The organism is Amycolatopsis sp. NPDC000009 (assembly GCF_055563465.1).
Window position 1 is genome coordinate 206,818 of record NZ_JBVHDI010000012.1, and the last position, 18,081, is coordinate 224,898.

The 18,081-nt window shown below is 69.3% G+C and carries 18 protein-coding genes; 9 read left to right on the top strand and 9 right to left on the bottom strand.

The window, feature by feature from the left end:
- Positions 1–182: 182 nt before the first annotated feature.
- Both ACZ3HL_RS28575 and ACZ3HL_RS28580 read right to left on the bottom strand, forming a co-directional pair.
- Positions 183–791 carry a hypothetical protein gene (locus ACZ3HL_RS28575; protein WP_465414510.1) on the bottom strand — a complete coding sequence of 203 codons (609 nt, stop codon included), beginning with the start codon at positions 789–791 and terminating at the stop codon, positions 183–185.
- Positions 792–866: 75 nt separating this feature from the next.
- Positions 867–1,373 carry a hypothetical protein gene (locus tag ACZ3HL_RS28580; RefSeq protein WP_465534707.1) on the bottom strand — a complete coding sequence of 169 codons (507 nt, stop codon included), beginning with the start codon at positions 1,371–1,373 and terminating at the stop codon, positions 867–869.
- 145 nt (positions 1,374–1,518) lie between these two features.
- Here ACZ3HL_RS28580 and ACZ3HL_RS28585 point away from each other — a divergent pair, with 145 nt between their 5' ends.
- The gene (locus ACZ3HL_RS28585) at positions 1,519–2,643 is read left to right on the top strand and encodes a hypothetical protein (protein WP_465534708.1); all 1,125 of its coding nucleotides are present in this window, start codon (positions 1,519–1,521) and stop codon (positions 2,641–2,643) included.
- On the opposite strand, the gene ACZ3HL_RS28590 is transcribed toward ACZ3HL_RS28585, so the two are convergent.
- Positions 2,644–5,847, bottom strand: a complete 3,204-nt coding sequence (locus tag ACZ3HL_RS28590; protein WP_465534709.1) for a glycosyltransferase — start codon at positions 5,845–5,847, stop codon at positions 2,644–2,646.
- Positions 5,848–5,946: 99 nt separating this feature from the next.
- On the opposite strand from ACZ3HL_RS28590, the gene ACZ3HL_RS28595 reads away from it, so the two are divergent.
- Positions 5,947–7,245, top strand: coding sequence for an alginate O-acetyltransferase AlgX-related protein (locus ACZ3HL_RS28595; protein ID WP_465414501.1), 1,299 nt, complete (start codon positions 5,947–5,949; stop codon positions 7,243–7,245).
- 162 nt (positions 7,246–7,407) lie between these two features.
- Complete coding sequence (locus ACZ3HL_RS28600) at positions 7,408–8,619, top strand: DUF1707 domain-containing protein (RefSeq protein WP_465534710.1); 1,212 nt, start codon at positions 7,408–7,410, stop codon at positions 8,617–8,619.
- 297 nt (positions 8,620–8,916) lie between these two features.
- On the opposite strand, the gene ACZ3HL_RS28605 is transcribed toward ACZ3HL_RS28600, so the two are convergent.
- The 4 genes from ACZ3HL_RS28605 to ACZ3HL_RS28620 form a co-directional block, all read right to left on the bottom strand.
- Positions 8,917–9,627 (bottom strand): Crp/Fnr family transcriptional regulator, encoded by a 711-nt coding sequence (locus ACZ3HL_RS28605; RefSeq protein ID WP_465534711.1) that lies wholly within the window; start codon positions 9,625–9,627, stop codon positions 8,917–8,919.
- On the bottom strand, positions 9,627–9,827 hold the full coding sequence (locus ACZ3HL_RS28610) for a hypothetical protein (RefSeq protein WP_457958907.1): 201 nt from the start codon (positions 9,825–9,827) through the stop codon (positions 9,627–9,629). Before ACZ3HL_RS28610 ends, ACZ3HL_RS28605 begins: the two co-directional genes overlap by 1 nt.
- Positions 9,828–10,353: 526 nt before the next feature.
- Entirely contained in the window at positions 10,354–11,022 is a 669-nt protein-coding gene (locus ACZ3HL_RS28615; protein ID WP_257483619.1) for a response regulator, read from the bottom strand.
- Complete coding sequence (locus ACZ3HL_RS28620) at positions 11,019–12,143, bottom strand: sensor histidine kinase (protein WP_465534712.1); 1,125 nt, start codon at positions 12,141–12,143, stop codon at positions 11,019–11,021. Before ACZ3HL_RS28620 ends, ACZ3HL_RS28615 begins: the two co-directional genes overlap by 4 nt.
- Before the next feature lie 153 nt (positions 12,144–12,296).
- Between ACZ3HL_RS28620 and ACZ3HL_RS28625 the strand changes: the two genes are divergently transcribed.
- The 3 genes from ACZ3HL_RS28625 to ACZ3HL_RS28635 are packed head-to-tail and all read left to right on the top strand — an operon-like array spanning position 12,297 to position 13,343.
- Positions 12,297–12,782, top strand: a complete 486-nt coding sequence (locus tag ACZ3HL_RS28625; RefSeq protein WP_465414492.1) for a helix-turn-helix domain-containing protein — start codon at positions 12,297–12,299, stop codon at positions 12,780–12,782.
- A 2-nt stretch (positions 12,783–12,784) separates the two neighbouring features.
- Entirely contained in the window at positions 12,785–13,138 is a 354-nt protein-coding gene (locus ACZ3HL_RS28630; RefSeq protein WP_465534713.1) for a hypothetical protein, read from the top strand.
- Entirely contained in the window at positions 13,098–13,343 is a 246-nt protein-coding gene (locus tag ACZ3HL_RS28635; RefSeq protein WP_465534714.1) for a VapC50 family PIN domain-containing toxin, read from the top strand. Before ACZ3HL_RS28630 ends, ACZ3HL_RS28635 begins: the two co-directional genes overlap by 41 nt.
- Here ACZ3HL_RS28635 and ACZ3HL_RS28640 read toward each other — a convergent pair.
- Both ACZ3HL_RS28640 and ACZ3HL_RS28645 read right to left on the bottom strand, forming a co-directional pair.
- Entirely contained in the window at positions 13,317–14,174 is an 858-nt protein-coding gene (locus tag ACZ3HL_RS28640) for a hypothetical protein (protein ID WP_465414488.1), read from the bottom strand. The two genes, ACZ3HL_RS28635 and ACZ3HL_RS28640, sit on opposite strands and share 27 nt — an antisense overlap.
- A gap of 64 nt (positions 14,175–14,238) precedes the next feature.
- On the bottom strand, positions 14,239–15,072 hold the full coding sequence (locus ACZ3HL_RS28645) for a helix-turn-helix transcriptional regulator (RefSeq protein ID WP_465534715.1): 834 nt from the start codon (positions 15,070–15,072) through the stop codon (positions 14,239–14,241).
- A 109-nt stretch (positions 15,073–15,181) separates the two neighbouring features.
- On the opposite strand from ACZ3HL_RS28645, the gene ACZ3HL_RS28650 reads away from it, so the two are divergent.
- The 3 genes from ACZ3HL_RS28650 to ACZ3HL_RS28660 are packed head-to-tail and all read left to right on the top strand — an operon-like array spanning position 15,182 to position 18,061.
- Positions 15,182–16,612, top strand: coding sequence for an MFS transporter (locus ACZ3HL_RS28650; RefSeq protein ID WP_465534716.1), 1,431 nt, complete (start codon positions 15,182–15,184; stop codon positions 16,610–16,612).
- Between the two features lie 53 nt (positions 16,613–16,665).
- Positions 16,666–17,184, top strand: a complete 519-nt coding sequence (locus ACZ3HL_RS28655) for an RNA polymerase sigma factor (RefSeq protein WP_192747392.1) — start codon at positions 16,666–16,668, stop codon at positions 17,182–17,184.
- A complete protein-coding gene (locus ACZ3HL_RS28660) occupies positions 17,177–18,061 on the top strand; it encodes a VOC family protein (protein ID WP_465534717.1) in 885 nt (294 codons plus the stop codon). Before ACZ3HL_RS28655 ends, ACZ3HL_RS28660 begins: the two co-directional genes overlap by 8 nt.
- Positions 18,062–18,081: the final 20 nt, after the last annotated feature.

Below are 18,081 nucleotides of genomic sequence, written 5' to 3' on the forward strand. Positions count from 1 at the left end.
ACCCTCGGTGGTTCGGCCGGTTAAGACTGGGAAAGCTTCGTGTTCGGGGCCCAAGTTGTCCAGCTCGTGGGCATTCTCCGCGAAACTGTCACCTGATCAGGTGTCTTGCGTCGGCGTCGGAACCGTGAGAATGACGGTGCGTGAACGGCGAGCCCACCGAACGCGGGCTCGCCGTCGTTCGATCACGCGGCCGCCTCCCAAAGACTCATGAAGGCCGAAGCCTCACTCCGCACCCACGGCCGCACCTTGTCGCGATCACGCGGCGACAACGCGAACTCCTTCGAGCGCCGGACGTCGATCACCAGCGGCCGCCCGCCCGGCCGCAGCTCGTCCATCGTCTGTTCGAGCAACCACAGCACCATCTGCGCGGCGTCCCGGCTCAACGGCTCCTCCTTGAAGTAGAGCCAGGTCACGTACACGGGGCCATCGCCCTTGCGCAGGCCGAGATGGGGATTGATACCCACCTCGAGCGAGCCGAGCCGCCATCGCGACCGGCCGACCTCAGCCAGCCGGAGGTCACGCCGCCCGACGTAACGCAGCCAGCCGTTGGCGATGTCGGTGTAGTGCGGCCGCGTGCGCTCGTCCGCGTTCTCGACCAGTGCCCGCAGCACCTCGCGATCCCGGCCGGAGATCCGCCCGGCACGGATCGCGTTCGCGGCGCGGAGGTAGAAGTTGAAGCCGCCCCGGGCCGGGTCCTCGTACTGACGACGCCAGCGCCGGACGAACGAGGAACGCGAAGGACCCGAGCTCGTGCTGTACCCCACGAACGTGGGCAGGGTGATGTAGGCCATCCGTGTCTGCCTTTCGCCGCTGTTCCTGCTGTACAACGACCATTTTAGAACACATGTACGACAGAAAACGGGGCTTTACGGGTGACGCGGCGAAGGAGGCCAGGGTCCATCGAGCAGCTCGGCCGATTCCTCGAGGATCGGCACCTCGCAGACGTCTCTCGGGGTGAGGTCGGTCGGGATCCAGCCGTCGAGCATCGCCGACCACCGCGCGATCCCGCGCAGCGACGGCGGCGACCCGAGCAACTCGCCCACCTCGCTGACCAGCGCGCCGCCGGACGCGGGCGAAAGACGGCCTTCGACCATCGCGGTGAGCCAACCGTGGATCAGCAGCCAGCGGGCGGCCGTCGGGTCGGCGGGCAGTTCGAGCCCGAGTTCGTCGACGACCTGGCCGAACGCCTTGTCGACGGCGGCTTCGGCGGAGGATTCGAGCCCGGCCAGCAAGGCGAGGGACGGGGTGTCGAGTCCGGCGACGATCGCGTCCAGGCCGGCCTCCACCAGATGGGAGGTGCGGACGTCACGTCCGGCGAGCCTGCCGATGGCCAGCTCGCGCAGCGCGCCGCGACACGCGTCGATTTCCGTCACCCGGCACTTCCCACGTCCGCCACCGTACCGCTCCGGACAGTGCTGGACCTGCGCCGAAACGGACGCAAGAATGGGAAAGACCACTATCAACCACCCGTCCGGGTCATGCGACACTGGCTGCCCACACCCAGCGGCAGGGGGCTGAATGAGCTGGCAGGACGAGCTTCGGCAGCTGGATGTCGAGCTGGCCTCAGGCCGTATCGGGCACACCGAACACCGCAAGAGGCGCGACGAGCTCCTCGCGGAGGCTTCCGGTGGCGCGATGCCGTCGCCGGTCGCCTCGCCGTTGCGTCATCCGGCAGGCCCATGGCACAGCACCAACCCGGCCGCGCGGCCGATCGAGCTTCCCGCCGTCACGCTCCCGCCGGAGCAGCCGACCCAGCCCTTCGACACACGGCCCCGCGAACCCGAACGGCCTCCCGCCAAGCGCCCCCTGCCCAGCCTCCCCGACCACAAGACCACCGCGCCGTCGCCCGCCGACATCAACCCGACGGTGTACCTGCGCGCCGAGCCGCCCCAGCCCCGGCGCGATCCGGGTACCCGGCAGCTGCCCCGCGCCCTGCCGTCGCTGGTCCCCGACGCCGGTCCCCGGCACAGCGCTCCCGCCCCGGAGGACTACGCCGTCGTCGGCAAGGGGAAACCGACCTGGCTGTTCATCGCCGCCGGCGTGCTGGTCGTGCTGGGGCTGATCATCGGCGGCACCGTGTGGCTCGGGGCGCCGAAGGGCGGCGACCAGCCGTCGCCACCCGCCATCGCGCAGGCACCGGACGCCGTCGGCGGGCCGGGCGCCGGCCAGCCCGCACAAGAACCCGCGCTCGAGGACCGCGTTCCGGCGTTGCCGGGCTCGCCGCTTCCCGAGAACTCCACGGTCTCGCTCGACAAAGGGGTCGAGCTGAAGCTCTTCCCGAAGGAGTCCGCGCAGATCTTCGCCCAGCACGGCGTCACCAGCGTCGTCTTCCGTGGCTCCAGCGACGGCGACACCGGCTATCTCGCGTACGCCATCCCCACGCGATCGGACGAAGACGCGAAGGCCGTCGTCGCCTACCTGATGCAGGCTTCCCAGGCGGGCGGATTCACTCTGCGGGCCGACGACCCCGAGTCCGTCACCGGACGCGAGGGGGCACGCCGCATGGACGGCACGTGGTTCACCTCGGGCAAGGTCGCCGTCGTGCTGTGGGCGTCGCAGCCGTTCAACCTGGACAAGAACAAGCTCCGCACCAGCCTCGATACGACACGCGCCACCTTCAAGGCGGCGCTGCCGCCGAGCTGATCAGGCCTGGCCACCCGCTTCGAGGACGCCGGCGAGGGTCCGCCGGGCCACCTCCGCGCCGAACCGGCTCTCCACCACGGTCTTGCCCTCCTCGGACAGCCGAGTCCACAGCTTGTCGTCCTCGAGCAGGGCCACGATCCGGTCGGCGAGCTCCTCGGCCGTCTCCCCGATCAGGACGTCCTGACCGTGCGTGAGGTGCATGCCCTCGGCAGCGAGTGGGGTCGCGACGACGGGCACGCCGTAGCCGAGGCTCTCGCCGAGCTTCCCCTTCACGCCTGCCCCGAACCGCAGCGGCGCGACGACCACCCGCGCGGTCTGGTAGACCTCGTCGAGGTCCGGCACCCAGCCCCGCACGACGACGCCGTCACGCTCGAGCTCGAGCACCGCGGGCGGCGGGTTGCTGCCGACGATCTGCGCGACCGCGCCGGGCCTGCGCTCGCGCACGAGCGGCATGATCTCGGTGGCGAGCCAGTGTGCGGCGTCCCGATTCGGCACGTGATCGAAGCCGCCGACGAAGACGATCCCGTCGCGGCCGTCGGGAACCGACGCGGCGCCGTCGGCGTAGTGCACGTTCGACAGCACCTCGACCCTGGCCGACGGGACGAGTTCCCGCAGGAGCTCCCGTTCGACGTCGGACACGACGAAGGTGACGTCGGCGAGCCTGGTCAGGCCGAGTTCCGACTCCCGCAGCACTCTCGCGCGCCGGCGCAAGGTCACCTCTTCGTCCGTGTCGCCGAGTTGCGCGACCAGATCGGCCTGCCGGGTGAGCCGGACGAAGTGGAGATCGACGGTGTCGTAGGCGATGAGGCAGTTCGGCGCGTGCTGGCGGACCTGCTCGATCCACTGCCAGGCGACATGTGGCCGCGACAGCACGGCCAGCCGCAGGTCGGGACCGGCGTCGCGCAGGAACTCCAGCTGCTCGTCCACGCCGGTGACCACGGTGACGCCCATGCGGTACAGCCGGCTCGCGTACGGCTCCGGCACCGCGTTGTTGAACGGCATGAAGACGACGCGATGGCCCATCCCGGCGAACAGCTCGAGGATCCTGGCCATCCGCACCGACCCGGAATCCTTGTCCGGCGTGGGGATCTGGTGGTCGAGCACGAGCACGGTGCCACCGCGATGGCCGTCCTCGGTGCGCTGCCGTGCCGACCACAACGCGCGCGCACTGGCCGACGGGAGGTGGTCGCGCAGCTGGACGCTCCACTTGTCCACGAACACGCCGCGATTCAGTTCCTGGTGCCGTTTGACCCCGGCGGAGAGGTCGGTTCCGTTCGAGACGCCCTCGTGGTGGACGACCACGGACGACGGCTGCACCATCGTCCGGAACCCGGCCGCCCGCACGGCGAACGCGAGGTCGGTGTCCTCGTAGTAGGCGGGAGAGAACCGCTTGTCGAACCCGCCGATCCGCTCGAACAGCTGACGGCGGACCAGCACCGCGGCCCCGGAGCAGTAGTCGACGTCCCGGAGTGCCTGGAACCAGGGCAGGTCCGGGTTCTGCAGCCTGCCGTAGTTCCAGCCGGAGCCGTCGGCCCAGATGATCCCGCCGCATTCCTGCAGCCTGCCGTCCGGGTAGACCAGCTTCGAGCCGACCAGCCCGACGTCCGGACGGGTCTCGACGACGTCGACCAGTTCGTCCAGCCAGCCGGGCCGGACCTCGGTGTCGTTGTTGAGGAACATGACGAAGTCGCCGCGCGCGTGTCCGGCGCCGAGATTGCACGCGCCGACGAAGCCTAGGTTCCGTGGCGCCCGCACCAGCCGGATGCCCGCGCATTGGGCGACCCGGTCCGCCGAGTCGTCGCGCGACGCGTCGTCGACCACGATGACCTCGAACGGGGTGAGGGGCAGGTGGCGCTGGATCGAGTCGAGGCAGGCACGCGTGTAGGACCAGTTGCCGTAGACCGGGATGACGACGCTGACGATCGGCTCGTCGCTGGTGGTGACCGCCACCGGGCCGGGTACGGCCGCCGCGGTCGGATCCGCTCCCGTGGGGCGGCCGAGCGCCGTCTCGTAGAAGTCACGCAGGCGAGTGCCCCGCGGAGCGAACTTCTCGATCGCGCCGCGGTACTTGCCGAGCGCGCGCTGGACGAGCGCGGACTGGTCGGCGCGAAGCTCGGCGTTCTCCGCGGCGAGGCGGCCGACCGTCTCGCTCAGCTGGACATTGTTCTGGCCGAGCCACCGCAGCCGGTCGCGGTCGTTGGCCTCCTTCCGCCGCAGCAGGCCGAGTTCGTTCGCGGCCCGGCGGTGTTCGGCGCGGGCGCTTTCGGCACGGGCGGTCGCCTGGTCGCGTTCCGCCACGGCACGCCGTTCGGCGGCGGTGACCTCCGCGAGTTCGCCCGCCTGCCGGGCGGCCTGTTCGCCTGCCCGGTGCAGCCCGTCCTCGGCCCGGCTCAGCGCGACCCGTGCCCGCTCGGCCTCGGCCGCGTGCGCCTGCGCGGCGGCGTTGGCCTTGGCGACCAGCGTCAGATGCGGGTCCACCAGCATGGAAGCGTTCGGCAAGGTGATCGGCGCCGAAGACGCGACCGCGACGAAGTACGTGTGCGGCGCACCGGCGGCGACCCGCCACGCGTCGCCGTCGCCCGGCTCGATCCGGAACAGCTCGGCCGCCGAGGTCCCGCCGTCGTGGATCAGCGAGCCGACCGCGACGTTCTGCCGCAACAGGGAGACGTGCTCGAAGTTCTTCTCCATCAGCGTCCGGAAGGCCGACTCGGTCAGCTCGTGGACGTGGAACGGATTCTGGTTGCCGTGGTCTTCGGTGTACACGGCGATGTCGGGGGTGCTGCACAGGAAGATCCCGCCCGGCGCGAGCCGGGCACGGACGAGGGCCATCATCTCGTCCTGCGCCTCGACGTGCTCGATCGCCTCGAAACAGGTGATCAGCTCGAACGGCTCCGTGCCCGCGAGCGCCTCCGGGTCGGTGATCGAACCGACCTCGAAGGTGACCTCCGGATAGCGGGCGCGGGCGTGGTCCACGGTGGCCGGGTCGATCTCCAGCCCGACCACCTCGGCCGCGGACCCGGCGAGCAGAGCGCTGCCGTAGCCCTCGCCGCTGGCGAGGTCGAGCACCCGTTTCCCGGCGGCGAACCGGGTGGCGAACGCGTAGCGGTGATAGTGCTCGTAGATCACCTGGATGTCGTCGACCCACGGCACGCACCGCTCGCCGGTCCACTCGATCAACCGCTCACCAGGAGTCCCCTTGCCCATGAAGAGGAGACTAACCGGCGGTTCAGGCACGCCTCGGCTTACCCGTCCGGTCTTCACATTCGCCTCCGGCGGCGAACTCGCCCCGCTACGATCGCGACTGTGTTCGTCAACCCCCCGCCGACATCGTCCGGCCCGGCAAAGCTGCTCCAGACACCGGAATCGTGGTTGCCGAACGAGCACAGCCTCTACCGGCCACGGCACAGCAGGCGGCAGCGGACGGCGCTGACCTGCGCGCTCGCCTTCTTCTTCGTCCCCGTGCTTTTGCTGGCCGTCGGTGTCCGGACCGAGCCGTTCGAAAACCGCCCGTTGCGTGAATTCCCCGGTTTCGGCGACGGCTGGAGCTTCTTCACCGGGCTGTCCGGCTGGGCGACCGACCATCTCCCGTTGCGCCAGGCCGGGGTGAACGCGGCGGACGGCGTCAGTACCGGCGTCTTCGGCGACCCGCCCGGCGCGGCGGCCGGTGCGCAGGACAGCACGGCCGGGACCCCGGGCAAGGGGCGCGTGCCGAAGGGCCCGGACGCCTACCCCCAGGTCGTCGTCGGCAAGGACGGCTGGTTGTACCTCGGCGAGGACATGCACACCCGCTGCGAGCCGGTGATGGACCTCGACCGGGTGATCGCGCTGTTGAATCGGTTACGTCAGGCGGTCGAGGCGTCGGGACGCCGGTTCGAGCTCGTCTTCGCGCCCGACAAGTCCACCATGAAGCCGGCGCAGCTGCCGGACCACTACGCCGGTCACGACTGCGCGCCACCGCGGACGGCCGAGTTCTGGAACAAGGTGCCCGCCGCGACCGGGGTGATCGACCTGCGTGGCTCGCTCGCCGACACCGAGCGGCGCATCGGCCGGTCGGTGTACGTCCCGAACGACACCCACTGGACGTTCGAAGCCGGGCTCACCATGACCTACGCGCTCGCGGAGGCGATCACGCCCGGGGTCACCGCCACCTGGCAGGCGAAGGAGAGCGGTTCAAGGCCGTGGCCTGCCGACCTCGAGCGGCTGCTGGGACGGCCGGTGGACCGCACCCTGCGGGCCTACTCGCTGGCCCCGGACGGCGGTGCCGATCGGGCGCGGTACCTCGCCAGCGACTTCAAGACCCCGTTGCGGCTGACCCGGCCCGAGACCCCCCGCGGCACCATCACGCCCAATATGGCGCTGGTCGCCGACTCGTTCAGCCAGTTCGCCAGCCCGTTCCTCGCCGCCACCTGCAGGGATCTGACGATCGTCCACACCGACACGGTGGCCACGGGTGACGACGCGACGCTGAAGAATCTGTTCGAAGACCGCGACGTCGTCGTGTTCGAGTTCGTGGAGCGCAATGTCGTGGGCGGGTCGTCGATGCTTCTCCGCGATCAGGCCATCGACCGGCTCGCCAGGGTCCTCGCGCAAACCCCGAGGTGAGCCGGGCGACGGGCGGGATCGGTCGCCCGAATATTACGACTCGGTGGTAGGCCGCGACGCCCGGACGACCCCCGTGCACAATGTGCCCGGTGCGGTCATGTAGGCCGCGACGACAAAGATCCTTCGTCGCTCGGGGACGACTGATCCAAAGGGGGTAACGGGGTGACCTGGCAGGAAGAGCTGCGCAGGCTCGACGAGGAACTCGCGGCCGGCAAGCTCACGGCCGACGATTACCGCACTCGGCGTGACCAGGTGCTCTCGCAGGCCGTGTCCTTGGAGCACCCGCCGTCGCAGGTGCCGGGAGCGAACCCCGCCGAGACTCAGATCATCCAGCCGGTCGCGCCGCCGGGAGAGCCCCCGCGCCCCTCGGCCGACGCGACCCAGGTGGTGTCGGCGTCCGACACCGGCGGCGCCGAGCGCACCCAGGTCGTCCAGCCATGGCAGCCCCAGCAACAGCCGCCGCAGCAGCAGCACCCCGGTTCGCCCGCGGGCGGGTTCCAGCAGCCGTACTCGCAGCGCCCCGGTGAGCACTCGCCGAGTGGCGGGTTCGCCCAGCCCCCGCAGCCGCAGCCGCAGCAAGGCTGGAACACGCCGCAGGACCAGAGCCCGCCGTGGGGCGGTTCGGAGTTCCCGCCGCTGGCGCCGTCCGGCAACGACACGAGCTGGGTGAGCCAGGGGCCGGAGTCGTTCCAGATCAAGCCGTCGTCCGGCGCCAAGCGCAAGGTCGTCATAGCCGCGATCGCCGTCGTGGTGCTGGCCGGTATCGGCGTCGGCGTCTGGGCGCTGCTCTCGAACACCGTCGGGGACAACCCCACCGCGCAGCAGACCTCGGGCCAGCAGGAGCCTCCGCCCGCGCCGAGCACGACACCGCTCCCCGAGCCACCGGCGGCCAAGCCCGAGCCGTCGGCCAACGCCGCGGCGCTGGCCGACCTCGCCGGCACGCCTCGCGCCGGTGGCGGCACGTTCGACATCGCGAAGCTGAAGTCGGCCAAGTTCCTGGCGGAATCGGTGACCACGCAGATCGAGCGCAGCGGCCTGACCGAAGCCCTGCTCAAGACCAACACCAACGGCGAGGTCACGCTCAGCCTGATCGCCCTCGACTTCCCGGACGCGCAGGGCACCGCGAAGGTCGCCCAGGAATACGGGAACGCGCAGCTGGAGGGCGGTCTCACCGCCCAACGCGACCTCGCGATGCGCGGGGTACCGGTCTTCGTCGGGAAGTCGACCGACTCGACCGTCTATCGCGCCGTGTACACCCTTTACACCCGGGTGATCGTCGTCGAGGTCTTCGGACCCGAGGCGGAGGCCGAGCAGGCGTTCCGGTCGCTGCTCAGCTCGCAGGTCCAGAAGGCACCGCCGACCGAGCGCAACTGACAAGAGCAGCTGGAGCGACACCTGGCCGCGGTTAATCCATCCGAGTGGGTTAGGCCGTGTCGGTGAACGACCTCCCCCTCTGGCGCGCCTTATGGGCAGAGCATCTGAGAAGTCCGGATGCCGGCCGAGGAGGTGCAGCCATGGCCTGGGAGATCGCCCTGGTCGCCGTGCTGGCCGTCGTATTCGTCATACGGCTAGCGCTTCAGTTGAAGCGCGGTTGACCCGATCTTGCGCACCCCGCGGCGCATGAAGGAGATGAACGGGGCCTTTTCGTGGGTCTCACGAAGAAGGCCCCGTTCACCCCATCGCGATCCGCGGTATCCGCAGCTGCGGAATCCGCCGCCGCGCGGCCGGGACCGGGGTGAGCGGCGGGCCGTCCTCACGCAACGGCTTCTTCACGTGGATCGTCTTGTAGCCGGTGCTCAGATATCCCTCGTTCTTCAGTTTCGCCATCTCGGCGTTGACCGACGCGGGCGAAGCGCCGATCGCGGAGGCGATGTCCGTGTGGTTCAGTCCCACGTCGATCACGACGCCACCCTCACCGGGAACCCCGTAGATCGCCTGCATTCTGGTCAGGAACGCGGTCAGCCTGCTCCGCACCTTGGCCGTCGCGAAACCCAGCGCGACGTTCCGCTGCCGCAGCCGGGAGGCCAGCACCACCGCGATCAAGGCCATCGCCTGGTCGTCACCGTCGAGAAAGCCGCGAAAGGCGGGCTGCGGAACCTCCAGCACGCGAACCGGCTTCGTGGCGATGTACGAGAGCCTGCTCGGGCGTCCGGCCAGGCAGTCCTCGACGCCGAGCACGTCACCGGCGCCGAGCAGGTCCACGATCATCGGCGTCGTGTCACCCTGGGCGGCGCGCAACGCCTTCACGAAACCGGACCGCGGGATCAGCACCGGCGGCGCCGGGTCACCCTGGCGGAGCAGGGTCGTACCCGCCGCGTGGTCCACGTGCCTGCCGAGGTCGAGCAGCCGCTGCCATTGCCGTTCGGTGAAATCCACGTCCATCAGCCCACCACCGCCGCGAACGCGTAGAGGATCGCCGGGAGCCCGGCCACGAGGGCCGCGACGGACCCGATGACCTTCGCCGGCTGGGCGACCCTTCCGGCGAGCAGGAGCCGGATGAGGATCGCGGCGAAAACGATGTAGGCCAGAACGACGACGCCCGCGGTGACCACCAAGAGCGGGTCAGATGTCTGTGTCGTCAATGGTGACTCCCAGTGAGAGAAGAAAGGTGAATCCAGTTTCTGCGCGGCCGGGTGAGAATCACGTCGCGTAGGTGACATCCCCCATGCCGTTGAGCCGAAGACTAATGCTCAGCGCCATTGCGACAAAGCAACACGGGGCGAGCCGAACCCATCCAGGGAGCGATTTCGCAACGGAAAGTGACCATCATTCCGTCCGCTGACCGAACAAAAAATCACGCACCGTACCCAGTGGCGAGAGAAGGCTCCGCGCTTTACTTCCGCGTTCGTCAGGAAATCAGCACTAGCCGTACATTCGTATTGTTTTCGGACCGTCCACCGGAATCACCCCTCCGGATAGCCGGAACCCTGGTGGAAGCGGAAATGAAGTGCCGCCGACCGAAGTGCACGTGCAGATGCACGTCCTGCGAGAGTCTCGACGGCAGGCCGGTCAGGCGGCCGATTAACGGAACGTCGACGTTGGGATCACCTTGACGACCCACCGTGACCGGCTGAGTTTTTCCGGCAATCTCAGCTTTTTGGGGGAACCTCAACCCCGGCGAGGGCTGACCAGACCCGATTCGTAGGCGAGCACCACCAGCTGCGCCCGGTCACGGGCCCCGATCTTGGTCATGATGCGGCTGACGTGCGTGCGCGCGGTGGCCGTCGAGATCACCAGGTGCGCGGCGATCTCGTCGTTCGACATCCCGCCGGCGACCAGGCCGAGGACTTCGCGCTCCCGGTCGGTGATCTCGCGGACGGCGCTGACGTCGATGCGGCGGTTCTCCGGCCGGTCGACGAACTCCGCGATCAGCCGCCTGGTCACGGTCGGCGCCAGCAGGGCCTCGCCCGCGGCGACCACCTTCAGCGCCCGCAGCAGTTCCACCGGATCGGTGTCTTTCAGCAGGAATCCGCTCGCGCCGGCGCGCAACGCCTCGTAGACGTACTCGTCGACGTCGAAAGTGGTCAGGACCAGGACCTTCACCCCGGCCAGTTCGGGATTCGCGGTGATCCGCCGCGTCGCTTCGAGCCCGTCGACGCCCGGCATCCGGACGTCCATCACGACGATGTCCGGCCGGTGTTCGACGGCGGCGGCGACGGCCTGCTCGCCGTCACCCGCCTCGGCACAGACCTCGAACCCGTCCTCGGTCTCCAGCAACACCCGGAAACCGGCGCGGACCAGCACCTGGTCGTCGGCGAGAACCACCCGGATCGTCATTCTTCCCCCTTGATGGGCAGGTCCACGCGGACCTGGAAGCCGCCGTTCACCACGGACGTCGTGAGCGCGCCGCCCAGCGCGGCCGCCCGTTCGGACATCCCACGCAGACCGTGACCGGGCGCGGGATCGACGGCGCCACGGCCATCGTCGCGGACGAGCAGCGTCAGCGCACCGGTTTTCCGCTCGAACCTGACGTCGACACCGCGTGCCTGCTCCGCGTGGCGGACCACATTCGTCAGCGATTCCTGCAGGATCCGGTACGCGGCGCCGTCGACCGGGGCGGGCAGCTCCCCCGGCTCGCCGTCGACGCGCACCTCCAGCCCGGCGGCGCGAGCGTGCTCGAACAGCTCCTCGGCCTGGGCGAGGCTCGGCGCGGGGGCCTTGTCCTCCCCGGACCGCAGCACGGCCAACGTCGCGCGAAGGTCTTTCAGCGCCGAAGCGCTGGCCTCCTTGATGTTCAGCAATGCCTCTTTCGCCTGCTCAGGACGCCGGTCGGCGACGTGCGCGGCGACCCCGGCCTGGACGTTGATCATCGCGAGGCTGTGCGCGACGACGTCGTGCACCTCGCGGGCGATGGTGAGCCGCTCCTGCTCGGCCATCCGGTGCCGGTGCTCGTCGGCCTGCTCACGGCGGGCTCGCGCGGCCGCCATCCCGTTGCGCACCGCCGTCCCGACCCCGACGACCGCGATCACCCAGACCAGCCCCAGCCCGCTCCGCAGATCGAAGCCGGCGAACCCGTGCCGGACGAACAACGCGACGCCGGCGGCCAGGAGCAGCGATCCGCCGGTGATCCCGGCGACGATCGGCCCGCGGATCTTGGTGAGCACGAACAACGCGATCGTCGGCAGCACGATCACCGGTCCGCCGGGGTTGTCCGACGAGTAGTAGCCGAGCGTCAGCGCGGAGGTGAGCAGGAAGATCGACATCGGGAAGCGGTGGACGATCAGCAGCGGCACCGCGGTGGCGACCAGCCACAGCACGCCGGACGTGGTCAGCTGCGGCGCGTCCGGCTGCCAGCGTGAGGCGCCGCTCGTGGCACCGAGGACGAACCCCAGCGGCAGCACCACCCGCAGGACGCGGCCCACCCAGGGGCTCCACGGAAACCGTTCTTTCAGCAGCACAGTCCGAAAGCTACCCGGGGCGGGGACCGATCGCGTCCGTTGAAAGGCGGCTTCCCGGCTACGCCGCCCGCGGTAGCCGCCGCAGGACCGAGGTGCGCCTTTCGTTTTTTTCGATTACCCTGACGGGTACCCCGGCCGACCAAGGGAGGCGACATGACATCGACGATCGAACAGCACACTGTGCTCCCGCCCTCCGCAACCGAGCCGGACGCCCGACGAGAACTCCGGCAGCTCGACGAGTTCATGATCGCGTCCTCTCCGGCGGGTCAGGCGAAGCTGGTGGGGCCGGACGGCAGCGAAGTGACCCTTCCCGAACAGGTCTACGACGTTCTTCGGGAGGTCGTGAAGGCCATGTCCCAGGGTTTCGCCATCAACATCGCGCCGTTGAACGCCGTACTGACCACGCAGCAAGCCGCCGACATGCTCAACGTCTCCCGGCCGACACTGGTCAAACTGCTGGAATCCGGCGAGATCCCGTTCGAGAAACCGGGACGTCACCGGCGGGTCCTCCTCAGCGATCTGCTCGACTACCGGGCACGTTCTCGTGCGGAGCGGCAAGAATTACTCGATGAGCTGACAGCTTCGGCGAGCCGGGATGGCAGCGATGACATCGTCGACGGGTTCATCCAGACTCGCTAGCCGTGCCATTTCCCGCTTTCCTCGATGCCTGTGTGCTCATCCCGATCCGGTTGACGGATCTCTTGCTGCGTCTGGCCGAGGCCGGCACTTATCGCGTTCTGTGGTCGGGCGAAGTACTCGACGAGGTCGAGCGGAACCTAGTCGGGCATTTCGGTCTGGAGCCACAGCAAGCGAAGCGACGGTTGACCGGCATGCGCTCAGCCTTCCCGGATTCCGAGGTCACCGGTTACGAGCCGCTGATTCCCGCCATGACCAACCATCCGAAGGACAGGCACGTGCTGGCCGCCGCGGTGCACGCGAACGCCGCTGTGATCCGTGACGGCGAACCTCAAGGACTTCGCGACCGCGGCCCTTGAGCCCTACCGGGTCGAGGCGGTACATCCGGACGATTTCCTGCTCGACCAGCTCGATCCGTATCCGGCGGCCACCCTTCGCTGCTTACGCGAACAGGTCGGCGCACTCGAGCGACCGCCGGAATCGATGAGCGACTTCCTCGAAAGATTCGAGAAGACGGTTCCCGGCTTCAGCAAGGAATCACGTCGTCTGTTCGACCACCGGTAGCCGCCGCAGGACCGAGATCATCATCAGCACCCCGCCGATCACCTGGACGGCCAGCACCGGCGCACGCCCGGTGGATCCCATGGTGAGCGCGCTGAACAGAGCCCACACCCCCGGGCCCGCCATCGCCCCGGCGCCGGTCCACACCAGCACCAGCCGCGGCCAGAACCGTCCTCGCGACACGTTCGCCAGCGCGATCGCGGCGAGGACGGCGAGCACCGCGATCACCACGTCCTGGCCGCGGGCGGCGATACCGCCGGTCCCGAATGCCCAGATCGAGTGACCGGTCGCCGTGACGAGTGCGGCGACGATGCCGACCACGCCCGCCGCACCGATGGTCCCCGGCTTCACGGTGCCGGTGACGACGAACCACCAGCGATCGCGGGCGTAGAGCACGAACGCGGTCAGCAGCAGGATGCCCTGCCAGGCGAACCCGCCGTAGACGACGGCCCAGACCCAGTTCTCCAGCGGCATTTCGGCCAGTTGCGTCGTGGACAGCTCGGCGACGATCACCGGGAGATCCAGCACGATCGGCGCGAGCAGCCCGGTGCCGATCCAGATCGGGAACAGGACGAGCGGCGCGGGGATCCGGCGGCCCCAGGAGTAGGTGAACGCCAGCGCGAGGAGCACCGCGACGACGTCCATCCCGCCGGTGGCGAGGTTCGCGAACATCATCAGGTCGGAGTCCACAAAGGACGGATCGCGCAGGCCGAGGCTGCCGCCGGTGACCCAGGACGCCTTGAGGGTCAGGTACGGGAGCGTGCCGAGGATCGCGGCGTAGCAGACGATCAGGCGGACGCTGGAGATCTTGGGTGGAGCCATCGCTACGGTCATGCTCCCCAGCGTCGGCGTTCGCGCCGCGGAAAGGCTCCCTCGCGAGCCTGGTCCGCCTCCCTCTTCAGAAGGAGCTGGGCAGCTTCGCCGCGGTTTCCTCATCCGCCGGGGTCAGCGTCGCCAGGGAGATCTCGGAACGCCGCCCGAGGTATAGGTACGAGAATTCGAACCGCAGCAGGCCGACGTCCGGGTGCAGGTACCGCTTGAGCACGATCCGCTCGCTGGAGACGTCGTGCTCCTTCCACATCCGCTCGAAGAGCTCGGACTCCTGCCGCAGCCGCTTGACCAGGTTCTTCCACGCCGGTTCGGCGATGTGTTCGGCCATCGCCGCGCGGAATCCGGCGACCACGCGGGGCAGGTTGAGCTCCCAGTCCGGGAGTCGGCGGCGCCATTCGGGATTGGTCAGGCACTGGATCATGGTGTTGCGGTCCTCGAACGGGATGTCGTCGAGGCCGCCCATCAACCAGTCGTAGGCGCGGTTGTAGGCGAGGATGTCGCACCGCGCGTTGCGCACGCAGACCGGGAACGGCTCCAGCTTGTTCATCATGCGGTGGACGTTCGGGCTGAGGAGCTTGCAGTCCTTCTCCAGTGGCGGCTCGGGCGCGCCGGCGAGGGTGAAGAGGTGCGTGTGCTCGTGCGGGTCGAGCCGCAGGGTGCGGGAGATCGCGTCCAGCACCTGCTCGGACGCGTTGATGTCGCGACCTTGTTCGAGCCACGTGTACCAGGTGACCCCGACCCCGGCCAGCTGCGCGACCTCCTCGCGGCGCAGGCCCGGCGTGCGGCGCCTGCCGCCGATCGGCAGGCCGACCTGATCCGGGGTGATGCGCTCGCGGCGGCTGCGCAGGAAGGCGGCCAGTTCGTGCCGCCGCACTTCGGCGACTCGCGAATCGACGGTCATGGTCACCTCATCAGGTTCGCAAAGCTCGAAGCCGGTTACCAGGGTAGTGGTGGTACCAGGATAAACACACTCCTGGTACCAGGTTCGAGATCGGCTGATCGTGGTACTCATGACTTCCACGCAAGTTCCGGCGGCGCCCGCCCGCGCCGCCGCCGGCCCGGCCCTGACCTCGGCGGGCCTGGTCACCGTGCTGCTGGGGGCGGCACTTCCACTCGTCGATTTCTTCATCGTCAACATCGCCCTGCCCGCGATCGGGTCGGATCTCCGCACCTCGTCCGCCACCTTGGAATTGGTGGTCGCGGCCTACGGGATCGCGTACGCCGTCCTGCTCGTCGTCGGCGGACGGCTCGGCGACGCCTTCGGCCGCCGCAAGCTGTTCCTGATCGGGCTGGCCTCGTTCACCTTCACCTCCCTGCTCTGCGGGATCGCACCCACGGCGTTGACGCTGGTGCTGGCACGGGCCGCGCAGGGGGCGGCGGCCGCGCTGATGCTGCCGCAGGTGCTGTCGATCATCCAGGCGACCACGACCGGCGAGCGCCGGTCCAAGGCCCTGGGTCTCTACGGCGCGACCGCGGGGCTTTCGATGGTGCTCGGCCAGTTCCTCGGCGGGGCCCTGGTGGCCGCCGATCTGTGGGGCACCGGATGGCGGCCGATCTTCCTGGTCAACGTGCCCGTCGGGATCGCCGGTCTGCTGCTCGCGCGGCGGCTGATCCCGGAGAGCCGCTCGCGAAACCCGCTCGGCGTGGACCGTCCCGGCACGGTCTTCCTGGCGATCGCGCTGGTGTCGCTGTTGCTCCCGCTGGCGGAAGGGCCGGTGCTGGGCTGGCCACTGTGGACGATCGCGCTGCTCGTCGTCTTCCCGTTCGCCGCGGCCGGATTCGTCCATGTCGAGCGCCGGATGGAACGCCGGGGCGACGTCCCGCTCCTGCCGCCTTCGGTGCTGCGGATGCCGAGCGTGCGGCAGGGGCTGCTGGTCGGGGTGCCGTTCTTCGTCGGCTTTAGCGCGTTCATGTTCGTGTTCGCGGTGACGCTGCAGGACGGCCTGCACCTCGGCCCGCTGGGATCCGGTCTGGTGACGGCGCCGCTTTCGCTCGCGTTCTTCGCGATGTGCCTGGTCAGCAGCCGTCTGGTGACGCGGTTCGGGCAGCGGGTGGTGGCCGCCGGTCTCTCGGTGCAGCTGCTCGGGCTGCTGACGCTGATCGGCACCGTCCTGCTGGAATGGCCGGAACTGGGAGTGCTCGATTTCGTGCCGGGGATGCTGCTGTGCGGTCTCGGTCAGGGGCTGGCGATGACGACCGTGTTCCGCATCGTCCTGTCGAAGGTGCCGCCGGAGATCGCCGGGGTCGGCAGCGGGATGCTGACGACTTCGCAGCAGGCCGCGATGGCGCTGGGCGTGGCGACGCTGGGCACGTTGTTCGCGTCGGCAGGCGCCGGGCCGCTCGGGATGAAGGGCGCGTTCGTGCTGGTCATCGGGATCCAGGCGGTGCTGACGGTCGGGGTGATCACGGTGGCCCGGCGGCTGCCGGATCCGCGGAACTGAGAAAGTTCGATTTCACCCGTCGGAGTTCGGGCTCCCCGGGCGACGATGGGGATGTGACGGAACCACGGGTGCATCGGGACCCGGCCTTCGCGCTGCTTTCGCTCTACGAGACGGCGTTGCCGGAGGTCTATGGGTACCTGCTGTCCCGGTGCGGTGATCGCACTCTCGCCGAGGAGCTGACGTCCGAGACGTTCCTCGGCGCGGTGAGGGCCTGTCGCAAGGAGTTCGCACCTCCAGTGAGCACCGGGTGGCTGATCGGCGTCGCCCGGCACAAGCTCGCCGATCACTGGCGGCGCAAAGCACGTGAGGAACGCGGGCTGCGGCTCGTCCACGAGGAGGAATACACCGATCCGTGGGACGAACGGCTGGACGCGCTTCTGGCACGCGAGGTACTCGCGTCGCTCGGGGCGCATCACCAGGCCGCGTTGACGCTTCGCTACGTCGACGGCCTCCCGGTACCGGAGGTCGCCGGCCATCTCGATCGCACGGTGCACGCCACGGAGGCGTTGCTCGTGCGGGCCCGTGCCGCGTTCCGACGTGCTTATCAGGAGAAGGAGGGTCGCGATGCCTGATCCGTTCGACGCGCTTCGCGCGCCCTCGCAGCCTGTGGAGCCTGACCAGCTCTTCGCCGCCGAACTGCGCGACAACCTTCGTCGCGCCGTCCTGAACGGAGCCGATATGACGGAAACACTCACTACTGAAGCCGAAGTCCGCTCTTTGACGCCGTACCTCGTGGTGACGGATGCCCGCGCCGCGCTCGATTTCTATGTCGAAGTGTTCGGGGCTCGGCGGCGGTCCGATCCTGTCGTGATGGAGGACGGCCGGGTCGGGCACGCGGAACTGGCCATCGGGGACAGCGTGCTGATGTTCGCGGAAGAATTCCCCGAACTGGGGATCACCGTGGCGCCCGCCGGTGGCCCGCTGATCCGGGTCGAGGTCGCGGACGTGCACGCGTCGGCCGCGCGGGCCGTGGAGCTGGGCGGGGAGCTGCGACGTCCCGTCGCGGACGAAGGCCACGGGCTGAGCGGGGAGATCAAGGACCCGTACGGCCAGCGGTGGCTTCTCGCACAGGCGGCGCCTCGGCCCGCTGCGGGTGCTACGCCGATCCGGCACGGCGAAGCGGGCTACTTCACCTTCCAGGTGCCCGACGACGAACGCGCGAAGGCGTTCTACGGCGCCGTTCTGGGCTGGCAGTTCTCGCCCGGGCGGGTCGAAGGCGGCTGGGGTGTCGAAGGTTCCGGCCTGCAGGGCGGACTCTGGGGCGGCCCGGGGCGGCAGGTGGGCTGGAAACTCATGTACGCCGTCGATGATCTCGCCGCCGCCCTCGACCGCGTGCGCGCCCAAGGCGGCCAGGCCGGCGAAACGGAACAGCAGCCCTACGGCCTGAGCGCCGACTGCGTGGACGACCAGGGCATCGAATTCTGGCTCTGGGAACAGCCGCGCACGTGACCTCGTGAGTGATAAGGACG

Coding starts and splice junctions, on each gene's coding strand:
- ACZ3HL_RS28575 (WP_465414510.1), bottom strand. CDS start 791: ATGGCCTACATCACCCTGCCCACGTTCGTGGGGTACAGCACGAGCTCG.
- ACZ3HL_RS28585 (WP_465534708.1), top strand. CDS start 1,519: ATGAGCTGGCAGGACGAGCTTCGGCAGCTGGATGTCGAGCTGGCCTCA.
- ACZ3HL_RS28590 (WP_465534709.1), bottom strand. CDS start 5,847: ATGGGCAAGGGGACTCCTGGTGAGCGGTTGATCGAGTGGACCGGCGAG.
- ACZ3HL_RS28605 (WP_465534711.1), bottom strand. CDS start 9,627: ATGGACGTGGATTTCACCGAACGGCAATGGCAGCGGCTGCTCGACCTC.
- ACZ3HL_RS28615 (WP_257483619.1), bottom strand. CDS start 11,022: ATGACGATCCGGGTGGTTCTCGCCGACGACCAGGTGCTGGTCCGCGCC.
- ACZ3HL_RS28625 (WP_465414492.1), top strand. CDS start 12,297: ATGACATCGACGATCGAACAGCACACTGTGCTCCCGCCCTCCGCAACC.
- ACZ3HL_RS28640 (WP_465414488.1), bottom strand. CDS start 14,174: ATGACCGTAGCGATGGCTCCACCCAAGATCTCCAGCGTCCGCCTGATC.
- ACZ3HL_RS28645 (WP_465534715.1), bottom strand. CDS start 15,072: ATGACCGTCGATTCGCGAGTCGCCGAAGTGCGGCGGCACGAACTGGCC.
- ACZ3HL_RS28650 (WP_465534716.1), top strand. CDS start 15,182: ATGACTTCCACGCAAGTTCCGGCGGCGCCCGCCCGCGCCGCCGCCGGC.
- ACZ3HL_RS28660 (WP_465534717.1), top strand. CDS start 17,177: ATGCCTGATCCGTTCGACGCGCTTCGCGCGCCCTCGCAGCCTGTGGAG.